This window comes from Myxococcus sp. MISCRS1 (genome assembly GCF_026626605.1).
Classification (GTDB): Bacteria; Myxococcota; Myxococcia; order Myxococcales; family Myxococcaceae; genus Myxococcus; species Myxococcus fulvus.
Map to the genome: position 1 here is coordinate 4,080,087 of NZ_JAPNKB010000001.1, position 19,155 is coordinate 4,099,241.

Sequence of the window (19,155 nt, forward strand, 5' to 3'; positions counted from 1 at the left end):
AATCATGAGTGCGGCAGCGAGCGCCCAGACGGGCGCGCAGTTCGGCGTGGCGGGCATGGGAGTCATGGGCGCGGCCCTGGCCCTCAACATCGCGGACCATGGCTTCCGGGTGGCGGTGTGGGACCGGCATGCGGAGCGCATCGACGAGATGCACCAGCAGCACGGGCATCCGTCGCTGAAGGGCTTCGCGTCGCTGGAGGACTTCGTGAAGGGGCTGGAGCGCCCCCGGCGAATCCTGCTGATGGTGACGGCGGGCACGGCGGTGGACCAGATGATGGAGCGGCTGTTCCCGCTGCTGTCGCCCGGCGACGTCATCCTGGACGCGGGCAACTCCTGGTTCCAGGACACGCGGCGGCGCGAGGAGCTGTGCAAGTCCAAGGGCCTGCACTTCCTGGGCGTGGGCGTGTCCGGCGGCGAGGAGGGCGCGCGCCACGGCCCGTCCATCATGCCCGGCGGCCCCCCGGAGGCGTACGCGCTGGTGAAGCCGGTGCTGGAGGCCATCGCCGCGCGCACGGACGAGGGCCTGTGTGTCACGCACGTGGGGCCGGATGGCGCGGGCCACTTCGTGAAGATGGTGCACAACGGCATCGAGTACGCGGACATGCAGCTGCTCGCGGAGACGTACGACGTGCTGCGCCGGGGCCTGGGACTGTCGGCGGAGGGCGTGGCGGAGCTGTTCACGAAGTGGAACCAGGGCATCGCCGAGTCCTTCCTCCTGGAGACCAGCATCAAGGTGCTGCGCAAGAAGGACGCCGAGACGGGCAAGCCGCTGGTGGACCTGGTGCTGGACAAGGCCGGGCAGAAGGGCACGGGCAAGTGGACGGTGCAGGTGGCGCTGGACCTGGGCGTGCCGGTGCCCTCCATCGCCTCCGCGCTGGACGCGCGAAACCTGTCCTCGATGAAGGACCAGCGCGTGGCGGCGAGCCACAAGCTGCCGGGGCCTGGGGCCTCGCTGTCCGCGGAGGAGAAGGCGGACCTGGCGGCGTGGGCGCATGACGCGCTGTACGCGGCGCGGGTGGTGACGTACGCGCAGGGCCTGCGGCTCATCCAGGCCGCGTCCGACGAGTACCAGTGGAACATCTCCCTGGCGGAGATGGCGCGCATCTGGCGGGGCGGCTGCATCATCCGCGCGAAGCTGCTCACCCCGCTGCGCGAGGCCTTCACGAAGCAACCGGACCTGCCCAACCTCCTGGTGTCGGACGCGTTCGCGCCGGTGCTCGAGAAGATGGCGCCCGCGTGGCGCAAGCTGGTGGGCACGGCGACGAAGGTGGGCATCCCCGTCCCCGTGTTCAGCGCGTCGCTGGCGTACCTGGACAGCTACCGCAGCCCGGAGCTGCCGCAGAACCTCACCCAGGCCCAGCGCGACGCCTTCGGCGCGCACACGTACCAGCGCCGGGACAAGCCCGACGCCGGCTTCGTGCACAGCGACTGGAACAGCTAGGAGGGCTCGCCCGCCGGGACGTCATCGTCCAGGGACGGTGACTCCCGGGGTCCGGTGCGCACCGGCGAGGCCGTGTTGCCGATGGCGGTGCGCTCCACGCCCGAGAAGGTGGCGAAGGCCCACCACGCCAGGTTGAACCAGTCCGGCGTGGGCAGCTTCTTCGTCGCAATCACCTTGGCCGCGCCCGCCACCGCGAAGCCCAGCGACGCGAGCGAGCCCAGGTCCACCTTGCCTCCCGTGGCGCGGAGCACCTCCACGTCCAGCCCCTTCACGAAGCGGCTGGTCGCGAGCGCCACGTCGCTGCCCATCGCCAGCGCCTCCAGCAGCACCTCCTCCTCGGGCGCCTCCTCGCCCTGGCGCACGACGAGGTCCACGCCCGTGAGCCTCCGCACCATCGCGAGCACGTCCTCCAAATCAAGAGCGTCCGCGTCGTGGAGGACCAGGACGCTGCCGGTGAAGGGGCGCACCTCCACCTCGTCCACGCCGCGGATGCGCAAGAGCCCCTCGGCGAGCTCGTTGGCCACCGAGCCATGCTCGCGCAGCCACGGGAGCCTCAGCCGTACGCGGCCGGGCAGGACATGGACCACATAGATGAAGCGTGACACGGGCAGCCTCCTCAGGCCTCGGCCTGGCCCTGCGGGTGACCGTTCGCGGCCCGCCGGGCCCGGGCCTTCGCCTCGGCCAGCAGGTCCTCCAGGTCCTCCTGCCTGATGGCGGTCCTCGACATCACCATGTCGCCGAAGCGGTAGGCGGCGGTGGCCAGCTCCACCAGCAACGGGCGCAGGTGCTTGCTCAACATCACCGAGCCGGCGCCAGCGGTGTAGCCCAACAGGAACGACGGGAGATGGAACGTCATGGGGAAGCCTCCGCGAAAGCGGGGATGAGGAAGGGACGACGATGCGCCGCGCCCCGGGGGACGCGGCGGGAGAGACCGTGAAGCGCCCCGGGCAGCGCCCACCCCACCGCCACCCCACCGAGGGTGAGCCACGATGGCGTGGGCAACCCCAGCACGGCGCGCAGCGGGGGCACGGTGAGCGCCAGGGCCTGCATGGCCACCGCGCCGCCCACCCATAGCGTGAAGCGCCCGGAGTCCAGCGAGCGCCCCCGAGCCCCGGTGCGAGGCGCCCGACACACCGAGGCGTACCCCAGCTGCGCGGCGGTGAGCATCCCGAAGGCCAGCGGCGGTCCGCCCAGCACCAGGCCCGCGGCGCCCACGCCCGCCAGCAGCAGCGCGTCGCGCACCACCCGCCGCGACATGTCGCGCGTCAGCAGCGGCGCGTCGGGAGGCGCGGGCGGCCGGTCCAGGATGTCCGCGTCCCCCGGCTCCAGCGCCAGCGCGAGCCCCGGAAAGGTGTCCGTCAGCAGGTTGAGCCAGAGCAGCTGCATCGGAGCGAGAGGCTCGCGGCTGCCCACCAGCGAGGCGCCCACCACCAGCGCCATCTCCGACAGGTTGGTGGCGAAGAGGAAGCGCAGGGCGCGGCGCAGGTTGTCCTGGACGATGCGCCCCTCGCCCACCGCGTGGAGGATGCCGCGCAGGTCCTCGCCCGCCATGACGATGTCCGCCATCTGCCGGGCCATGTCGCTGGAGCGCGCGCCCACCGCCACGCCCACGTCCGCGGCCTTCAGCGCGGGCGCGTCGTTGACGCCATCGCCCGCCATGGCCACCACCTCGCCACGCGCGCGCAGGGCTCGCACCAGCGCCATCTTGTCCTCGGGCGCCACCCGCGCGAGCACCGCCACCCGGTCCAGCCAGTCCCCGCGCTCGGCCCCGGCCAGTCGCTGGGTCAGCTCCTTGCCCGTGAGCGTCTCGCCTCGCAGGCCCACCTCACGCGCGACGGCCTCGGCCGTGTGCCGCTGGTCCCCCGTGAGGAGGATGGTGCGGATGCCCGCGACGCGGGACTGACGCAGTGTCTCCTCGGCCCCCTCACGCAGCGGGTCCCTGAGGCCCATGAAGCCCACGAAGGTGTAATCGCCCTCCGGCGCTCCCACGTGCCTCGCATCCACGCGTCGCCAACCCAGCGCGAGCACCCGCAGGCCCTCCCGGGCCAGCGCGCGGTTGCGCTCGAGCAGGCGCTCGTGTCCCTTCGGGCCCAACGGGCCTTTCGAGTCACGGGAGCACAGCCGCACCACCTGCTCCGGCGCGCCCTTGATGAACGCCACGCCGCCGCCCGGCGCGTCGTGCAGGCTCACCACGTAGTGGATGCCATTCGTGCGCTCCAACAGGCGACGCCGCGGGAAGGCCTTGCGCAGCGCCGCACCGTCCAACCCCGCGGCGTGCGCGGCGGTCACCAGCGCGCGCTCGGTGGAGCTGCCCGCGATGATGACCTCGTGCCCGTTGCGGTGCACGTCCACGTCGCTGTTGAGCAGCGCCGCGGCGAGCGCCAGCGTCGGCGCATCCTCCAGCACCGCCTTCGGCTTCGCGCGCAAGGAGGCGAGGTCCACCGGGCCCGCGCCCACGTCCAGGACCTCCAGACACATGTCGTTGCGCGTGAGCGTCCCCGTCTTGTCCGTGCAAATCACCGTGACGCCGCCCAGCGCCTCGGCCGAGGACACGCGGCGCACCACCATGCCGCGCGCATGCAGGCGTTGCATCGAGCGCACCAGCGCCGCGGTGGCGACGATGGGCAGCCCCTCCGGGAGCGCCGCCACGCCCAGCGCCACCGCGCCCCGCAGCACCTGTCCCATCGGACGTCCGCGCGCGAGCCCCACCACGCCGGACATCGCCGCCGCGCCCACGGAGAACAGCGCCACGCGCTTGTCGAGCCGCTCCAGCTTGCGCGACAGCGGCGTGGGCGGCGAGGCCGTCTCCTCCACGAGCTTGCGCACCCGCGCGAGCGCCATGTTCCCGCCCGTGGCCACGACGACAGCGCGCCCATGTCCCGACGCCACCACCGTGCCCGCGTGGAGCATCGAGTGACGCTCGGCCAAGGGCGCGTCCTCGGCCACCGGCTCCGCGCCCTTGGCCTGTGGCTCGCTCTCGCCGGTGAGAGGCGCCTCGTCCACGCTGAGCCGGTGCGCCTCCAGCACGCGCGCATCCGCGGGGAGCACATCTCCCGCGCGCACGAGCAGCACGTCCCCCACCACCAGGTCCGCCGTGGGCACGGCCTGGAGGACACCGTCGCGCAGCACCTGCGCCTGCCCCGCCTCCAGCCTCTGCCAGGACGCGAGGAGCGACTCGTTGCGCCGCTCGATGCGATAGCCGATGCCCGCGTTGAGCCCCACCACCGCGAGGATGGCCGTCGACTCCAGCACGTCTCCCACGAGCGCGGACGCCGCCGCCGAGCCCATCAACAACCCCATGGGCACGGTGGCCACCTGCGCGCGCAGGAGCGACCACCGCGAGCGCGGCGGCACGCCCGCCACCAGGTTCGCCCCCTGACGTCGCAGCCGCGTCGCCGCCTCCCTTCCGGACAGGCCGTGCGCGTCCGTCCCGCTCCGATGCAGCGCCTCGTCCACGCTCAGCGCGTGCCACGCCACCTCGTCACGAGACGCGGAGACCGGCGCGGGACGCCGCTCGCGCGCGACAGCGGGCCCGGTGTCCTCGGGAGTCTCCTTCAAGCGCGTGAGCAGCGGAGCGTCGGGGCCGTAGCGCACCAGCACCCGGCCGCTGCGATGCTCCGCCTTCACCTCCTCGATGCCGGGCCAGGTGTGGAACGTGCGCTCCAATCGACGTCCCAGGTGGCGGTCACCCAACAACCCCGGCACCACCAGCCGGAGCCGGCGCGAGGCCACGGCGTGCCGAGCCACGCTCGCGGGCGCCGCCCTGCCATCGATGAGGAACACCACCATCCGCCACACCCCCGGAGGGCCCAAGGTGAGGGCCCACGCCCCGCGCGGCCATCCGACGGGGCGTGCGTATCCATGCACGGCACCGGACAGTCGCGAGGGGAGCCCCCCGGTCCGCCAACAGCCCGCAGCCCCCAGGGGCCCGCACGCGTCACATGACAGCGGGTGCGATGGTGCGTCCGGAGGCCCGCTCGCCCGCCTGGACGCACCCTCGTGTGCATCGTGTCGGACGGCCCAGGTCCGCTAGGCTTGTCCCCAGAAGCCCGTTCCGCGCGGCCGGGACGAAGGACCCACGAGGCGTGTCATGGAGCTCCAGCTCACCGAAGAGATTCGCAAGCAGGTGGATGAGGCCTTCCGCAGACGCGGGCGGGTCAACATCGTCATCGCCGGACGCAGCGGCGTGGGGAAGAGCACGCTCATCAACGCCGTCTTCCACGGGCGCATCGCGGACACCGGCCAGGGCCGCCCCGTCACGCAGGAGACGCGCGAGTACACGAAGAGCGACGTCCCCGTGAGCATCCTCGACACCCGGGGCCTGGAGCTGGGCGCCTACAAGCAGACGCTGACGCTGCTCGAGGACCTGGTGGCCACGCGGGGCCGGGACGCGGACGCGACGCGGCACCTGCACTGCGCGTGGCTCTGCATCGGAGAGGACTCGCGACGCGTGGAGGATGGAGACCTGGAGGTCGCGCGCATGCTCTCGCGGCACATGCCCGTGGTGGCGGTCGTCACCAAGGCGCGCAACGACCAGGGCTTCCGCGCCGAGGTGGAGCGGCTCCTGCCCATGGCCCGAAACGTCATGCGCGTGCGCGCGCTCCAGGAGACGGACGACGAGGGGAACACGCTCCAGGCCAAGGGGCTCGTGGAGCTGGTGGAGCTCACCATGGAGCTGGTGCCGGAGGGGCAGCGCAACGCCTTCGCCGCCGCGCAGCGGGTGAGCATCGAACAGAAGCGCAAGCGGGCCCACGGCATCGTCGCCAGCGCGGCCGCGGCCGCCGCGGCCATCGGAGCCACCCCCATCCCTTTCGCCGACGCCGCCCTGCTCGTCCCCACGCAGGTCGGAATGCTGGCGGGGATTAGCAGTGTCTTCGGCCTGCCTCTCACCGAGGCCTTCCTCTCCACGCTGGTGAGCTCCGTGGCCACGGGGCTGGGCGCCACCTTCTCCGGACAGGCCATCGTGTCCGGACTGCTCAAGGTCATCCCCGGCGCGGGCACGCTGGTCGGCGCGCTCATCGCCGCCTCCACCGCCACCGCGCTCACCACCCTGTTCGGCGAGGCCTATATCGCCGTGCTCTCCCGGCTGATGGAGCGGCGCGCCGGGGAGATTCCCCTCGTGGAGGACGTCATCAGCGCCTTCAGGGAAGAGCTGTCCCTGCGCCGCGCCTCGGCCTGAGTCACCCGGGCTTCGGCGGCGTGGCGCGCAGCTCCGCGCGGCGAATCTTGCCGCTCACCGTCTTGGGCAGCTCGAGCACGAACTCCACCTCGCGCGGATACTTGTACGGCGCGGTGGTGCGCTTGACGTGCTCCTGGAGCTCCTTCGCCAGCTCGTGCGACGCGATGAAGCCCGGCGCCAGCACCACGTACGCCTTCACCCGCTGGCCCAGCTTGTCGTCCGGCACGCCAATCACCGCGGACTCCGCCACCGCCGCGTGCTCCAGCAGCGCGGACTCCACCTCGAACGGCCCCACGCGGTAGCCGGACGTCTTGATGACGTCGTCCGCGCGGCCCACGAAATAGAAGTAGCCGTCCGCGTCCCGCACGGCCCTGTCCCCGGTGACGTACCAGTCGCCTCGACGGCAGGCCGCGTTGGCCGCCGCGTCGCCCAGGTACTCCTGGAACAGCCCCACCGGCCGCTCCGGCGCCACGCGCACCGCGATGTCCCCCTCCTGCCCGTCCGCCACCTCCTGGCCCGCGTCGTCGATGACGCCCACCGTGAAGCCCGGGGACGGCTTGCCCATGGAGCCCACGCGCGGCTCCACCGACGGGAACATGCCCACCACCACCACCGTCTCCGTCTGCCCGTAGCCCTCGCGGATGTGCAGCCCCGTGGCCGCCTTCCACGTGTCGATGACCTCCGGATTGAGCGGCTCGCCCGCGCTCACCGTGTGGCGCAGGCTCGACAGGTCGTGGGCCTTCAGGTCCTCGAGCACCATCGCCCGCCACGCCGTGGGCGGCGCGCAGAAGGTCGTCACCTGCTGGGACGCCAGCACCTTCAGGAGCCTCCGCGGCTCGAACCGCCCCCGGAAGTCGTAGACGACGTTGCACGCGCCCTGGCTCCACGGCCCGAAGAGCTTGCCCCACGCGCACTTGGCCCAGCCCGTGTCACTCAACGTCAGGTGCCGGTCCTCGGGCGTCAAATCCAACCAGTAGCGCCCAGTAATCACGTGGCCCAGCCCGTAGCTGGCGTGCGTGTGCAGCACCATCTTCGGCATGCCCGTGGTGCCGGACGTGAAGTAGATGAGCAGCGGGTCCTCCGCGCGCGTGGGCGCGAAGTCCTGTCCGTGCGCGCCCGTGCCCACGGTGCCCGACTCGTAGCGGACCCACGGCGCCGGCGCGCCCTCCCCCACCGCCACCCACGTCTCCACGCGGCCGGTGCCCGCGAGCCCCTCGAAGCGCTCCAGACAGCTTGTGTCCGCGATGACCGCGTTCGCGTCCGCCGCCACCAGCCGGTAGCGGATGTCCTTGACGGTGAGCATGGGCGTGCCCGGCATGAAGACGATGCCCGCGCGGATGCAGCCCAGCACCAGGAACCACCACTCCGGCACCCGGGGCATCATGATGAAGAGGCGGTCCCCCTTCTTCAGCCCCAATCCGGTGAGGAACTGCGCCGCGTGCAGCGAGCGCTGCTTCACGCCCTGCCAGGTGAAGCGCTGCTCGCGGCCCGTCTCGTCCGACCAGAGCAGCGCCAGCGACTCCCCCCGCTCGGCGGCGTGCCGGTCCACCACGTCCGTGGCGAAGTTGAAGTGCTCGGGCCGCTCCCACCGGAAGTCCCGGTGGGTCGCCGCGTAGTCGCGCATGTTGCGAGGGGTGGACTGGGCCATGCGGGCGAGCCTGCCACGCCCCTCCTCACGACGTCCGTCCACACGCCCCCGCTTCGCACGGTGGACAACACGCCCGCCGCGAAAAAGCAGAGGGGCCGGCCCTTCAGAGAGGACCGACCCCGGTGTGTGACGAGGAGAACCTACGGTGGACTCAGTTGAGCTCCATGCACGGGACGATGTTGCCCATCCCGTTGCACGTGAGCATCGCGTCCATCAACTGCTTCTCGGCCTGCGCGGTGCGGCCCGCGGCCAGCTCCCGGCGGATGCCCTCGCGCTCGGCCAGCAGGTGCAGCCACGGGTCCGGCGTCCCCTCGGCGAAGCCGCGCAGCGCGCTCATCGCCGTGGCGTCCGACACCGCGGAGCCCGTGTGCATCAGCGCGCCGAAGTAGATGTCCCGCTCCCCCGAGCGGCGCAGCGAGTCCAGCAGCACCGTCGCGTCCTTCTTCGTGTCGCTGTCACGCAACAGCCCCGCGTACCCCTGGGCCAAGGGCGCGCGCGCGGTGAAGTCCCGCGCGGCAATCTGCCGCACGTAGTCCTGCAGCACCGAGCCCCCACCCAGCGCGTCCAGCTCGCGGGCCAGCGGCAGCAGCGCCTCCACGCGCTCCTTCGACGTCACCGTGCGCACCGCGTCGTAGAGCGCCGCGCGGGCCACCGCGGGCCGCTGCGCGAGCTGCTTCGCGTCCCAGGGCGCCTCGCCCGTGAGCGTCGTCCACACGTCCATCACCTGACGGCGCGAGCGCACCCGCTCCTCCGCCAGCTGCGTGCGCAGCTCCGCCGCCATGCGCCGCGCCTCGCCGCTCCACCCCGCCTCGCTCAGCGACGCCACGGTGTCGAACGACGCCGCCGCGCGGTCCAGCAGGTCGCGCTCGCGCAGCACCAGCGCGCGGTTCCACAGCGCCTGGGCGTGGTTCGGATTGAGCTTCAGCGCGCTCGTGAGCAGCCCCAGCGCCTCCTCGTAGCGCTGACGGCTGAGCGCGACGACGGCCAGGTCGTTCGCCTTGTCCGCGGACTCGGGCTCCTGACCCAGGAACGCCTCGGCCTGCTGCCAGTCGCCACGCAGGGCGTACGCCGCCGCGATGCCCCGGTAGTCGTGCCGCTCCGCCAGCTCCGCCAGCGGCCTGAGCGGCAGCATCTGCGCCGAGTGGCTGGTGCCGCGCATGGGGCTGTAGGGCAGGAAGCGGTCCGCCTTCGGATGGGAGAGCCGCGCCTCGAAGGCGCGCGTGTCCGCGCCCGACAGCCACACCTCGCCCGGAATCTCCGGCTCCGCCTGGCCGCGCACCACCACCACCGCCGCCAGCCCCGCCGCGAGCGCCAGCGGCATCGCCACCCTCAGGCCCTTCTGGAGCCGCGCCTTCAGGGACACCACGTTGCCGCCCACCACCGGCTCGGCCACGTCGGCGCCCTGCGTCACCGGCGCGCTTCCCCCCAGGGCCCGGGCCGCCAGCAGCTCCAGCTGCAACAAATCCCTCAGTCCCGACTCACACTCCGCGCACCGCGTCAGGTGCTGGCGGAAGGCATCCGCCTCCGTGGCGGACAGCTCCCCGTCCACGAAGAGATGCAGTCGGTTGTTGGTGCATGGCGTCGTCATGAGCTCGTTGCCCCCTGCTCCCGGGCCACCGCTACCTGTGGCAGCAGCAAGTCCTTCAGGTCCCTGCGTGCCAGGGTGAGCCAGCTGCCCACCGTGCCCACGGGAACGTTGAAATGCTCGGCGATGGCGTTGTAGCGCTTGCCCTCCGCGTGCAGCCGGTAGGCATCACGCAGGTGCGGCTTGAGCCGCTCCACCGCCTTCTGGAACTCCTCGGTGCTCACCAGCTCCCAGTTCTCCTGGGCCTCCGCCTGCGCCACCCCCTCCTGCACCAGCGCGAGGTGGGGCATTCCCCGGGACTCCGTCCGCTGCCTGCGGCAGTAGTCCAGGAAGCGGTTGGTCATCGTCGTGCACAGCCACGCCGCCGCCGCCGCGTCCGTCCGGTCCTTCAACGACTCGAATTCCTGCATCGCGCGCTCGAAGGTCTCCTGCACCAGGTCCTCGGCCTCCAGGCTGGAGCGGGCGGACAGACGACGCGCCAGTCCCAGCAGGCTGGGCCGGTGCTGTCGGATGAACGCCTCGAAGCGCCTCCGCTCCCGGTTGAAGAGGTTGGCCATGATGTCCTACATGCCTCGCGCGGCAGGTTTCCCAGTCAAAGACGCGGTGCCGTCCGTTCCTTGAGAAAAAAGTGCAAGGGCACCAACAAGGCAATGCCCGGAAGGGATGGAATCCCAGTCCGGGCATGGATCTCCAGCGGATGTAGGTCTGGAGGGGAGACGGCGCCTAGGGCTGCTGCGGGGCAGAGGCCAGGGCGGGGCTGGACGGCATGGGCAGGGGCTTGCGGGCGCGCTGCACCCCCACCGTGGTGGCGCAGTCCACGTAGTTGTTCTTCACGTGGGCGTCCGCGGCACTCGACTCGACGGGCTTGGAACCGGACGTCATTCGCTCGCTCCTCGTGCTGGGATACAGCAGCACGGACAAGTTGCTGGTGGATGAAACTTTGAATCTGTCGCCGTCCTTACCATGCTCCGGTCCGATTCCGTGAGAGGCGGCGGGGTGGATTGCGTCTCGGATTTCGAGGTTTTCCAAATGAGCGTGGATACATCCCGGTTGGCGTTGGAGTGGCAGGTCTGGCTGGTGGAGAACCTGGCGATGGGGGTGACGCGCGAGGAGGCGTGTCTGGCGTTGGCGAGCGCGGGCGTGTCCGAGGAGGTGGCGCGAGAGGAGGTGGCGCGGGTGGAGGCGCATCCGTTCTTCCAGGCCTGCCAGCGGGTGGGACGACGCTACGGGTGGCTCGAGTCGGTGATGGACACGTACAGCACGTTGCATCGGCAATCCGGTGGACACCTGGCGCTGGAGCGACGCCACGAGCTGTCCGCGGAGGAGTTCTTCACGCGCTACTACTTCGGACACCGGCCGGTGGTGTTGACGGGGCGGATGAAGGACTGGCCGGCGCTCGGACGTTGGTCGCTTTCCTACCTGGCCGAGCGGGTGGGGGACGTGGAGGTGGAGGTGATGACGCGGCGTGAATCCAACCCTGACCACGCGCCCGAGCCGGACAAGCACCGCGAGACGATGCGCTTTCGCGACTACGTGCACCGGGTGGCGACGGGGGGCGAGACGAACGACTACTACATGGTGCCGCGCAACGAGAACTGGCAGCGCGAGGGCTTCGAGCCGCTGCGCGAGGACGTGCGCGCGCCCCAGGGCATCATCGACGACAGCCTGCGCCCGGACATGATGACGCTGCTTTTGGGCCCCGCGGGCACGGTGACGCCGCTGCACCACGACAACATGAACGTGCTGCTGGCGCAGGTGCTGGGGCGCAAGCACGTGAAGCTCATCCCCTCCTTCCAGCGGCACCTGATGTATCCCCGCTACGGGACGTTCAGCCACGTGGACGCGGAGCGCCCGGACGTGGAGCGCCACCCGCTCTACGCGGAGGCGCACGTGGTGGAGGCGGTGCTGGAGCCGGGGGAGCTGGTGTTCATCCCGGTGGGCTGGTGGCACTGGGTGCGCGCGCTCGACGTGAGCGCGTCGGTGACGTTCCACCACTTCCAGGTGCCGCAGGGGAACACGTACCTGCCCACGCCGCTGTAGGGGTATCAGTCGGACGTCTCCACCAGCAGCACGTGGTGCGTCCAGCCGTTGCGGGCGTCGCGGGCGAGCCACTTCTGGCGCTCGTCGCGCAGGGCCACCGCGGGGGCGGTGCCGCCGCGGATGCGCTGGCGCACGCCGTCGAAGAAGCGCCCGGCGGCGTCGGGGATGTCCACCGTGGAGGCGAGCACCGCGCGCGCGCCGGCCTCGATGAAGGCGGCGGGCAGGCTGAAGGGCTCGTGCGTGGTGGTGGAGGCGAGCCGCCCCGCGCTGCATGCGGCCAGGAACACCATGGGCGCGCCGGCGAGCTTCTGCTTGCGCACGATGTCCGCCGTCAGCGCGTAGCGGCCGTTGCCCTCGGGCGAGAGCACCACCAGCGAGGCGTCCGACAGCACGGGGTCGCTGATGCCGTGCGCGTGAATCTCGATTTCCGTCGCGTCCGACATGCTGGACAGCACGCGCGAGGGCGTGGCGTCCGAGCCGGACAACAGCTCCAGCGCCGTGGGCTCCGGCTCGGGCGGCGGCGTCCACGTGGGCAGCCGGGGCAGTTGCAGCAGCGCGGGCGCCTCCACGCTGGAGACGACCAGGCGCCGCGACGGCGCGGACACGCCCGGGACGATGCGGCCCATGCGGAAGCTCCACGGCTGGTCCACGGGCAACAGGTCCGTGCGGCCGAAGACGGGCGCCCACGCGAGCACCTCCACCTGGGCGCAGCCCTTGAGCGCCTGGCGCACGTGCTCGGGGACGAGCTTGACGCTGGGGCTCTCCGCGAAGGGCACCTCGCGCGTGCCCTGGTAGTCACCGACGAGCTCACCCCCGGGCCCCCGGGCGACGGCCACGGAGCGCTCGTTGTGGACGGCGGCGCCGAGCGCGCACGTCGCGGGCACCTGGGTCCCCAACTGCTCGGCGAGCAGCTCCAGGGCGCGCGCGTACTCGCCCCGGCGCCCCGCGTCGGTGACGAGCGAGGAGTAGGCCAGGGTCCACGCCTCGCGCGCCAAAGGCTCGGTGGACGGCAGCTTGCGCGCGTCCTCGAGGGTGCGCGTGAGCAGCGCCACGCCGCGCTCGTGCTCGTGGTCCAGCACGAAGCGGCCCTCCAGGTAGCGCGCGTAGATGGCGTCGCCGGGCGTGGGGTTGCTGGCGCGCGCGACGTCGAGCGCCTGGCTCAGCCGCTCGGCGTCCTTCGGGTCCGGACGGGCGCGGGCCATCTCCGCGAAGGTGGCGCCGAACATCAGGTCCAGCTTCGCGTTGGGACACGCGGCGGCGGCCTCCAGCGAGGCGCGCGCGGCCTCCGGACGCAGGGCCAGGTAGTGCGTGTGGGCCTGGTTGATGTGGGGCCAGTAGCAGGTGTCGATGACGCGGCCGCCGCGCGCGGTCCACTCCTCCACGTAGGCGAGCGCGCTGGAGAAGTCCCCGCGGTCCCGGGAGATGTGCACGAGCAGCTCCAGCGTGGTGAGCTCCAGCTCCCACTCCTGGAGCTGGCGGGCCCAGGACCAGGCGGTGCGCGCGTGCTGCTCGGCCTCTGTCAGCCGGCGCAGCTCCGCGTAGAGGATGCCCAGGCGGATCTCCAGGTCCACGCAGCGCGCGGAGAAGGCGCCCTCGCGGCAGCGCTGGAGCGCGTTGAACAGGCGCTGCTCGGCCTTCCACCACTCGCCGTCCGCCGTCTCCTTGCGGGCCTGCTCGCGCTCCAGGAACAGGCCGAGCCAGGTGTCCTTCTCTCGCTGGACGTGGGAGACCAGGTCCGGCAGGTAGCGCAGCGCGGCGGCCTTGTTGTGCAGGGCCATGCCCACGAACAGGTCCTCCTCACCCGAGGCGCGCACCGTCTCCACCAGTGACTCCGGCGCGCCCGCGCGCTTCCTGACCCACTCGGAGTACCCCTGGGCCAGGGCGCCCCGGCGCGTGAAGTCGCGGCCGGACACCCGCGTCACGTAGTCGCCGAGCGACGTGCCGCCCTGCAGCCGGTCCAGCTCCCGCGCCAGCGGCATCAGCGCCAGCACGCGCTCCTTGGAGGGCGCGGCGCGGACCACGTCGTAGAAGTGCTGCCGCACCACGCCGGGAGTCTGACGCGCCTCCTGGAGGGGCAGCGGCGCCTTGGGGTCCTCCAGCAGGGCCAGCGTGGCGTCGCGCGCGCCGTGCCACTTGCGCGAGCGCGCTTGCGTCTCCTCGCGCAGCGTCAGCGCCTGCGCCTTGGCCTCCCTGCTCCAGCCCTGCTCGCCGAGCGCGGCCACCCTCTCGAAGGTCTCCGCGGCCTTCATCGTCAGGCCCATGTCGCGCAGCGCCAGGGCGCGGTTCCACAGCGCCTGGGGATGCGCGGGGGACTTGGCCAGCACGCGGTCCAGCAGCCGCAGGGCCTGCTCGTGTGCGCCCCGGGAGAGCTGCACGGCGGCCAGGTCACTGTCGCGGTCGACGGAGGACGACATGCGCTCGAGGAAGGAGCCCGCCTGGTTCCACTCACCCTGCAGGCCGTAGGCGGCGGCGATGCCCGCCCAGTTGCCCTCCTCCTCCAGCCGGGCCAGCTCCTTGAGGGGGATGGGCTCGGCGGGGACCAGACAGCCGCCGGCCGAGACGCGCGGTCGGTAGCGGTCGGCCTCCGGATAGGTGAGGCGGGCCTCGATGCGCGCGGACGCCCGACGCTCGGCCCAGAAGCGCGCCTCCACGCCGCTTCCCCCGGACGGCGTGCGCACGAGCAGCGCGGTGACGACAAGCACGGGCGCGGCCAACGCCAGGACCAGGGCCTTGTCGGACTTCGACTTCCACATGCTGCCCCCTCGGGTGCTGTCTCCCCCAGACAGGCGCCCACCGGTCGGGTTCTACACCAACCCTCCGGCTGGCGACGACTCCAGGCCCACACCGGACCTGTCGCCTCTGTACGAACGCACATCCCACCGGGTCCTTGGGCGCCGGCATTTCTTGGGCGAATTTCCCGCGTGGGCGCAGGCACGGAAGAAGACGCCGCGTCCCCGGGCCGCACAGCGGGCGAGCGGCGCGGGAGCCCAAGGTGCCGCGCGCTCCCACTTCCGGCGCGTCGGTTCATCCTCCGGGAATCATTGCGGTGGACGGCAAGCGACGAGCGGGGCCGAGGGCGCCCCGACTCCTCGTGCCCCACCGAGCAGCGGACCGGGGGCAGGGACCCCAGGGGCTTGGCGGGCGAGCGGGAGCGGGAAGTAGCACGGCCGGCCGGATGTCCCAATGCGCCAACCCGGAATGAAAGGACCTCGTTTGACCGCATTCCTTCGACTCGCCGCCCTGGTGTTGCTGGTTCCCCCCCTCGCGTCCGCGGAGGTGGTGTGGAAGGGCGACTTCGAGACCGGAAACATTTCGCAGTGGACGCGCTCGCAGAGCGTCGCGAACAGCCGCCTGCAGGTGGTGTCGGACGTGGTCCGTGAGGGCCGCTATGCGTTGAAGGCCACGGTGCGTCAGGGCGATGACCCCATCGGCGCCAGCGGCAACCGCAACGAGCTGCTCTACATCAGCGAGGAGAAGGCGGGCTCCACGTACTTCTACAAGTGGAGCACGATGTTCCCGTCGAACTACCCCATCTCGGATGGGTGGCAGGTCTTCGCGCAGTGGCACCAGGAGGGCTGCTGTGGCTCGCCGCCGCTGGAGTTCTTCGTGAAGGGGGACCAGATGCACCTGCGCGTGGGTGGCGCGGACGGTGACATCCCCTGGAAGGGGCCCCTCAACAAGGGCCAGTGGCACGACTTCATCCTGCAGGTGAAATGGTCGTCCAACGCGAAGGTCGGCTTCGTGCAGCTGTGGCACAACGGGAAGCTGGTGCTGCCGAAGACGATGGGGGCGACGCAGTTCGGCAAGGAGATGAACTACCTGAAGCTCGGGCTGTACCGCGAGGACAGCATCCGTCCCGAGGCGAGCGTGTACCACGATGGCTTCACCATGAGCACCGCGCTGGAGGACGTCCTGCCGCCTCCGCCCGCACCGGAGCCCACCCCGGAGCCGACGCCCGAGCCCACGCCCACCCCGGAGCCGACGCCCGAGCCCACGCCGACGCCCACCACGCCGCCCATCGTCAACGTGCCCACGCTGCCGGGCACGGGCACGCCGCGCGTGGGTGTCATCGACACGGATGACGGCACGGACAATCCGCAGGCGGCGCAGGGCTGCGGTGCGACGGCGACGGGCGGGGCTCCGTTCATCGCCGCCACGGGCCTGCTCGCGTTCGCGGCGCTGCTGAGCCGTCGGCGCAAGCCGGCGACGGTGCGTGCTCGCGGCGCGCGTCGCTGAGCCACCGCGACACCGTGAAGGTCCACAGCGGGTCCGTCCTCCAGCAGGGCGGGCCCGCTTCGTCTTTTCAGGAAGGCGCCCACGAAAAAGTGGGTCCACCCCAGGAGGGAGGACCCGCTTCATCGACCCAGCCAGCGCCCAGCCCTCAGTGCGCGCCCTCGACCTTTACGTTGGGGTCGGCGCGGCGCAGCATGAACACCAGCACCAGTGAGCACGCGAAGATGGCCGTGAGCACGGTGAAGTTGGCGTTGAAGGCCCGCACCAGCGCCTGCAGGTTGATGCGCTGGCTGAACAGCCCATAGGCCGCGGCCAGCGGGTCCGTCACCCGCGAGGCCACCGTGGCCTGCATCGCGGCGAGCTGCTCCTGCGTCACTTGGCTGTACGCATCCACATGCGACGCCAGCGCCGTGTTGTTCACCTGCGTCAGCCGGTTGAGCGCGCTGCTCATCCACGCCGTGCCAATGGACCCGCCCAATTCACGCGTCAGGTTGAACAGCCCCGCCGCGTTGCCTCGCTGGTCCGGACGAAGGTTGCTCAGCGCCATCACCGACAGCGGCACGAAGATGAACCCCATCGAGCACGCCCGGATGAACACCGGCGCAATCAGCGCCGCCTCGTCCGCCGTGCTGCTCAAGTGCCCGTTCGTCCACAAGGACAGGCACATCCCGATGATGCCCACCCCCACCAGCATCCGCCCGTCCACCTTGCCACCGAACTTCCCGATGAGCGGCATCAACAACACCTGGATGAAGCTGCCCTTCAAGAACACCAGCCCGATGTCGAGCGCCGAGTAGCGCATCACCGTTCCGCAGAAGAGGCTGAACAGGAACGACCCGCCGAACAGCGCCGTGCCGATGAGGAAGTTCACCCCCGTCGCCGCCGCGTACGAGCGGTTCGCGAACACCCTCAGGTCCACCACCGGCTGCGGGGTCTCCAGTTCGTGCACGATGAACGTGATGAGCGCCACGCCCGCCACCACCGCGAGCACGGTGATCTTCATGCTGTCGAACCAGTCCTCGCGCGTGCCCTCCTCCAGCACGAACTGCAGCGCGGCCATGCCCACCGCCAACAGGCCGATGCCCCAGCGGTCCACCCGCTCGTGGGACACCTCGAAGTCCTTCTGCTCGATGTGACGCCACGCCATGTACGCGGCGAACAGGCCCACCGGCAGGTTGATGAGGAATATCCAGTGCCAGCTCGCCACCTCGATGAGCATCCCGCCCACCGTCGGGCCCAGGAGCGGCCCCGTCACCGCGCCCAGCCCGAAGAGCGCGCCGGCCATGCCGTGCTCCTTCTGCGGATAGCGCGCGAAGAGGATGGCCTGCGACGTGGGGATGATGGCGCCGCCCCCCACGCCCTGGAGGATTCGGAAGACCACGAGCGACGGCAGGTTCCACGCGAGCCCACACAACAGGCTGGCCGCCGTGAAGATGAGGATGGACGCGGTGAAGTAGCGCCGGAACCCGAACCGACGCTGCAGCCAGCCCGTCATCGGGATGACCACCACGTTCGCCATCATGTAGCCGGTGGAGACCCACGCAATCTGGTCCATCGGCGTGCCGAAGCTCGCGCGGATGTCGCTGAGCGCGACATTCACAATCGAGATGTCCAGCACGGACATCAACGCCGCCGCCATCGCGGCGATGGTGATACCGGCCTTCGAGCCGGTGATGACGTCGCCCTTCACGACTACTCGCCCCTCGTGTTCACCGTGACGACGGCGCTCATGCCCGGCTTGAGGGCCACGTCCTTCGCGTCACCGTCGAAGCGGATGAGCACGGGGATGCGCTGCACCACCTTCACGAAGTTGCCGGACGCGTTGTCCGGAGGCAGCAGCGCGAAGCGCGCCCCGCTGGCCCCCGCCAGGCTGTCAACATGGCCCTTGAAGTGATGACCGCTGAAGGCATCCACCTCCACGTCCACCGCCTGCCCCGCCTTCATCTCGCCGACCTGGTCCTCCTTGAAGTTCGCCACCACCCACACGTCATCCTGCGGCACCACCGCCATCAGCGGACGCTCCGGGCCCACCATGTGGCCCACCTCCACCGTGCGGCGGCTCACCACGCCATTCGTCGGCGCGCGGACCTTCGTGTACGACACCGCCAGCTCCGCCAGGTGCAACGCGGCCTGGGCCTGCTTGAGCTTCGCGTCCGCCAGCTTCACCGCCGCCTGCGCGGCCTGCACCTGCACCGGCCCCGTCTCCGCGGCGGCCAGCTTGCCCTGCGCCGTCTCCAGGCCACCGGAGGAGCCCTGCACGCCCGCCTCCGTGGACGTCAGCCGCGCCTTGGCCACGTCCAGCGCCGCCTTCGCCTGGTCATGCGTGGACTGCCGCGCATCCAGGTCCGCCTGCGTCACCGCGCCCTCCGCCTTCAGCGTCTTCACCCGCGTCAGGTCCGTGTCCGCCAGCTTGAAGCGCGCCTCCGCCGCCACCACGTCCGCGCGCGCCTGGTCCAGCGCCGCCTTGGACGAGCTGATGCCGCTATTCGCCTGCACCACGCCGCCGCGCGCCTGACGCAGGTTGGCCCCCGCGTTGACCTCGGTGAGCGCCAGCTGCGCCTGCGCGTTCGCCGACTGCGCCTCCGCGCTCGACACGTCCGCGCGCGCCACCTCCAGCTTCGCCTCCAGGTCCGTGGCGTCCAGCTCCACCAGCACGTCGCCGGCCTTCACCTGCTGGTTGTCCGTCACCAGCACCCGGGCCACCTGCCCCGCGATTCGCGGCGACACGTTGGCGATGCGCCCCTCCACCTGCGCGTCATCGGTGGACTCCTCGCCCCGGGTCAGCACCCAGCGCGCGGCGCCGCCCAACAGCGCAATCCCCAACAGCGCGGGCAACACCCGCTTCGCCCTGGAGCGCGGCGCCGCCGGCTCCTTCACGAGCGCGGGGCTCTTCTTCGGTACGTCGGTGTCCGGGGCATCCAGGGAGGGTGATGCAGTGCTCATGGGTATTCTCGAAGGTTCAACGGGTCGATGATAAGGGGCCTAACCATGTGGCCGTGACAAGACGTCCGTCGGGCCGCGCCCGAGGG

Annotated in this window: 14 protein-coding genes; 4 read left to right on the forward strand and 10 right to left on the reverse strand. The window is 71.4% G+C overall.

The genetic code is table 11. The features are described from left to right. Positions 1 to 4 precede the first annotated feature (4 nt). Positions 5 to 1,441 carry an NADP-dependent phosphogluconate dehydrogenase gene (gndA, locus tag OWM54_RS15765; protein ID WP_267698031.1) on the forward strand — a complete coding sequence of 479 codons (1,437 nt, stop codon included), beginning with the start codon at positions 5 to 7 and terminating at the stop codon, positions 1,439 to 1,441. On the opposite strand, the gene OWM54_RS15770 is transcribed toward gndA, so the two are convergent. The 3 genes from OWM54_RS15770 to OWM54_RS15780 are packed head-to-tail and all read right to left on the reverse strand — an operon-like array spanning position 1,438 to position 5,230. Then, positions 1,438 to 2,046, reverse strand: coding sequence for an HMA2 domain-containing protein (locus OWM54_RS15770; protein ID WP_267698032.1), 609 nt, complete (start codon positions 2,044 to 2,046; stop codon positions 1,438 to 1,440). The two genes, gndA and OWM54_RS15770, sit on opposite strands and share 4 nt — an antisense overlap. An 11-nt stretch (positions 2,047 to 2,057) precedes the next feature. Continuing rightward, positions 2,058 to 2,297 (reverse strand): hypothetical protein, encoded by a 240-nt coding sequence (locus OWM54_RS15775; RefSeq protein WP_141327577.1) that lies wholly within the window; start codon positions 2,295 to 2,297, stop codon positions 2,058 to 2,060. Next, complete coding sequence (locus tag OWM54_RS15780; protein ID WP_267698033.1) at positions 2,294 to 5,230, reverse strand: cation-translocating P-type ATPase; 2,937 nt, start codon at positions 5,228 to 5,230, stop codon at positions 2,294 to 2,296. Before OWM54_RS15780 ends, OWM54_RS15775 begins: the two co-directional genes overlap by 4 nt. Positions 5,231 to 5,531: 301 nt before the next feature. Between OWM54_RS15780 and OWM54_RS15785 the strand changes: the two genes are divergently transcribed. Continuing rightward, on the forward strand, positions 5,532 to 6,620 hold the full coding sequence (locus tag OWM54_RS15785; RefSeq protein WP_141327579.1) for a YcjF family protein: 1,089 nt from the start codon (positions 5,532 to 5,534) through the stop codon (positions 6,618 to 6,620). A gap of 1 nt (position 6,621) precedes the next feature. Here OWM54_RS15785 and OWM54_RS15790 read toward each other — a convergent pair whose 3' ends face one another. The 4 genes from OWM54_RS15790 to OWM54_RS15805 all read right to left on the reverse strand — a co-directional run bounded on the left by OWM54_RS15790 (position 6,622) and on the right by OWM54_RS15805 (position 10,735). Further along, entirely contained in the window at positions 6,622 to 8,268 is a 1,647-nt protein-coding gene (locus OWM54_RS15790; RefSeq protein WP_267698034.1) for an acyl-CoA synthetase, read from the reverse strand. 151 nt (positions 8,269 to 8,419) lie between these two features. Beyond that, positions 8,420 to 9,856: a zf-HC2 domain-containing protein gene (locus OWM54_RS15795; RefSeq protein ID WP_267698035.1), complete on the reverse strand. Its 1,437-nt coding sequence runs from the start codon at positions 9,854 to 9,856 to the stop codon at positions 8,420 to 8,422. Continuing rightward, positions 9,853 to 10,410, reverse strand: a complete 558-nt coding sequence (locus OWM54_RS15800; RefSeq protein WP_046711104.1) for an RNA polymerase sigma factor — start codon at positions 10,408 to 10,410, stop codon at positions 9,853 to 9,855. The genes OWM54_RS15795 and OWM54_RS15800 overlap by 4 nt, the downstream gene beginning before the upstream one ends. Before the next feature lie 166 nt (positions 10,411 to 10,576). Further along, positions 10,577 to 10,735 (reverse strand): hypothetical protein, encoded by a 159-nt coding sequence (locus OWM54_RS15805; RefSeq protein ID WP_170300394.1) that lies wholly within the window; start codon positions 10,733 to 10,735, stop codon positions 10,577 to 10,579. A gap of 147 nt (positions 10,736 to 10,882) precedes the next feature. Here OWM54_RS15805 and OWM54_RS15810 point away from each other — a divergent pair, with 147 nt between their 5' ends. After that, the gene (locus OWM54_RS15810) at positions 10,883 to 11,893 is read left to right on the forward strand and encodes a cupin-like domain-containing protein (RefSeq protein ID WP_267698036.1); all 1,011 of its coding nucleotides are present in this window, start codon (positions 10,883 to 10,885) and stop codon (positions 11,891 to 11,893) included. A 5-nt stretch (positions 11,894 to 11,898) separates the two neighbouring features. Here the strand turns inward: OWM54_RS15810 and OWM54_RS15815 are convergent, their stop codons facing one another. Continuing rightward, entirely contained in the window at positions 11,899 to 14,646 is a 2,748-nt protein-coding gene (locus OWM54_RS15815) for a CHAT domain-containing protein (RefSeq protein ID WP_267698037.1), read from the reverse strand. Between the two features lie 460 nt (positions 14,647 to 15,106). On the opposite strand from OWM54_RS15815, the gene OWM54_RS15820 reads away from it, so the two are divergent. Beyond that, positions 15,107 to 16,129 carry a heparin lyase I family protein gene (locus tag OWM54_RS15820; protein ID WP_223746031.1) on the forward strand — a complete coding sequence of 341 codons (1,023 nt, stop codon included), beginning with the start codon at positions 15,107 to 15,109 and terminating at the stop codon, positions 16,127 to 16,129. Positions 16,130 to 16,274: 145 nt separating this feature from the next. Here the strand turns inward: OWM54_RS15820 and OWM54_RS15825 are convergent, their stop codons facing one another. Then, complete coding sequence (locus OWM54_RS15825) at positions 16,275 to 17,816, reverse strand: DHA2 family efflux MFS transporter permease subunit (protein WP_223783540.1); 1,542 nt, start codon at positions 17,814 to 17,816, stop codon at positions 16,275 to 16,277. A 2-nt stretch (positions 17,817 to 17,818) separates the two neighbouring features. After that, positions 17,819 to 19,069, reverse strand: a complete 1,251-nt coding sequence (locus OWM54_RS15830; protein ID WP_267698038.1) for an HlyD family secretion protein — start codon at positions 19,067 to 19,069, stop codon at positions 17,819 to 17,821. Between the last annotated feature and the right edge of the window lie 86 nt (positions 19,070 to 19,155).

Bases quoted from the DNA above. Each gene is read 5' to 3' on its own strand.
- OWM54_RS15800 (WP_046711104.1), bottom strand. From the start codon at position 10,410: ATGGCCAACCTCTTCAACCGGGAGCGGAGGCGCTTCGAGGCGTTCATC.
- OWM54_RS15805 (WP_170300394.1), bottom strand. From the start codon at position 10,735: ATGACGTCCGGTTCCAAGCCCGTCGAGTCGAGTGCCGCGGACGCCCAC.
- OWM54_RS15790 (WP_267698034.1), bottom strand. From the start codon at position 8,268: ATGGCCCAGTCCACCCCTCGCAACATGCGCGACTACGCGGCGACCCAC.
- gndA (WP_267698031.1), top strand. From the start codon at position 5: ATGAGTGCGGCAGCGAGCGCCCAGACGGGCGCGCAGTTCGGCGTGGCG.
- OWM54_RS15795 (WP_267698035.1), bottom strand. From the start codon at position 9,856: ATGACGACGCCATGCACCAACAACCGACTGCATCTCTTCGTGGACGGG.
- OWM54_RS15775 (WP_141327577.1), bottom strand. From the start codon at position 2,297: ATGACGTTCCATCTCCCGTCGTTCCTGTTGGGCTACACCGCTGGCGCC.
- OWM54_RS15785 (WP_141327579.1), top strand. From the start codon at position 5,532: ATGGAGCTCCAGCTCACCGAAGAGATTCGCAAGCAGGTGGATGAGGCC.
- OWM54_RS15780 (WP_267698033.1), bottom strand. From the start codon at position 5,230: ATGGTGGTGTTCCTCATCGATGGCAGGGCGGCGCCCGCGAGCGTGGCT.
- OWM54_RS15830 (WP_267698038.1), bottom strand. From the start codon at position 19,069: ATGAGCACTGCATCACCCTCCCTGGATGCCCCGGACACCGACGTACCG.
- OWM54_RS15810 (WP_267698036.1), top strand. From the start codon at position 10,883: ATGAGCGTGGATACATCCCGGTTGGCGTTGGAGTGGCAGGTCTGGCTG.
- OWM54_RS15815 (WP_267698037.1), bottom strand. From the start codon at position 14,646: ATGTGGAAGTCGAAGTCCGACAAGGCCCTGGTCCTGGCGTTGGCCGCG.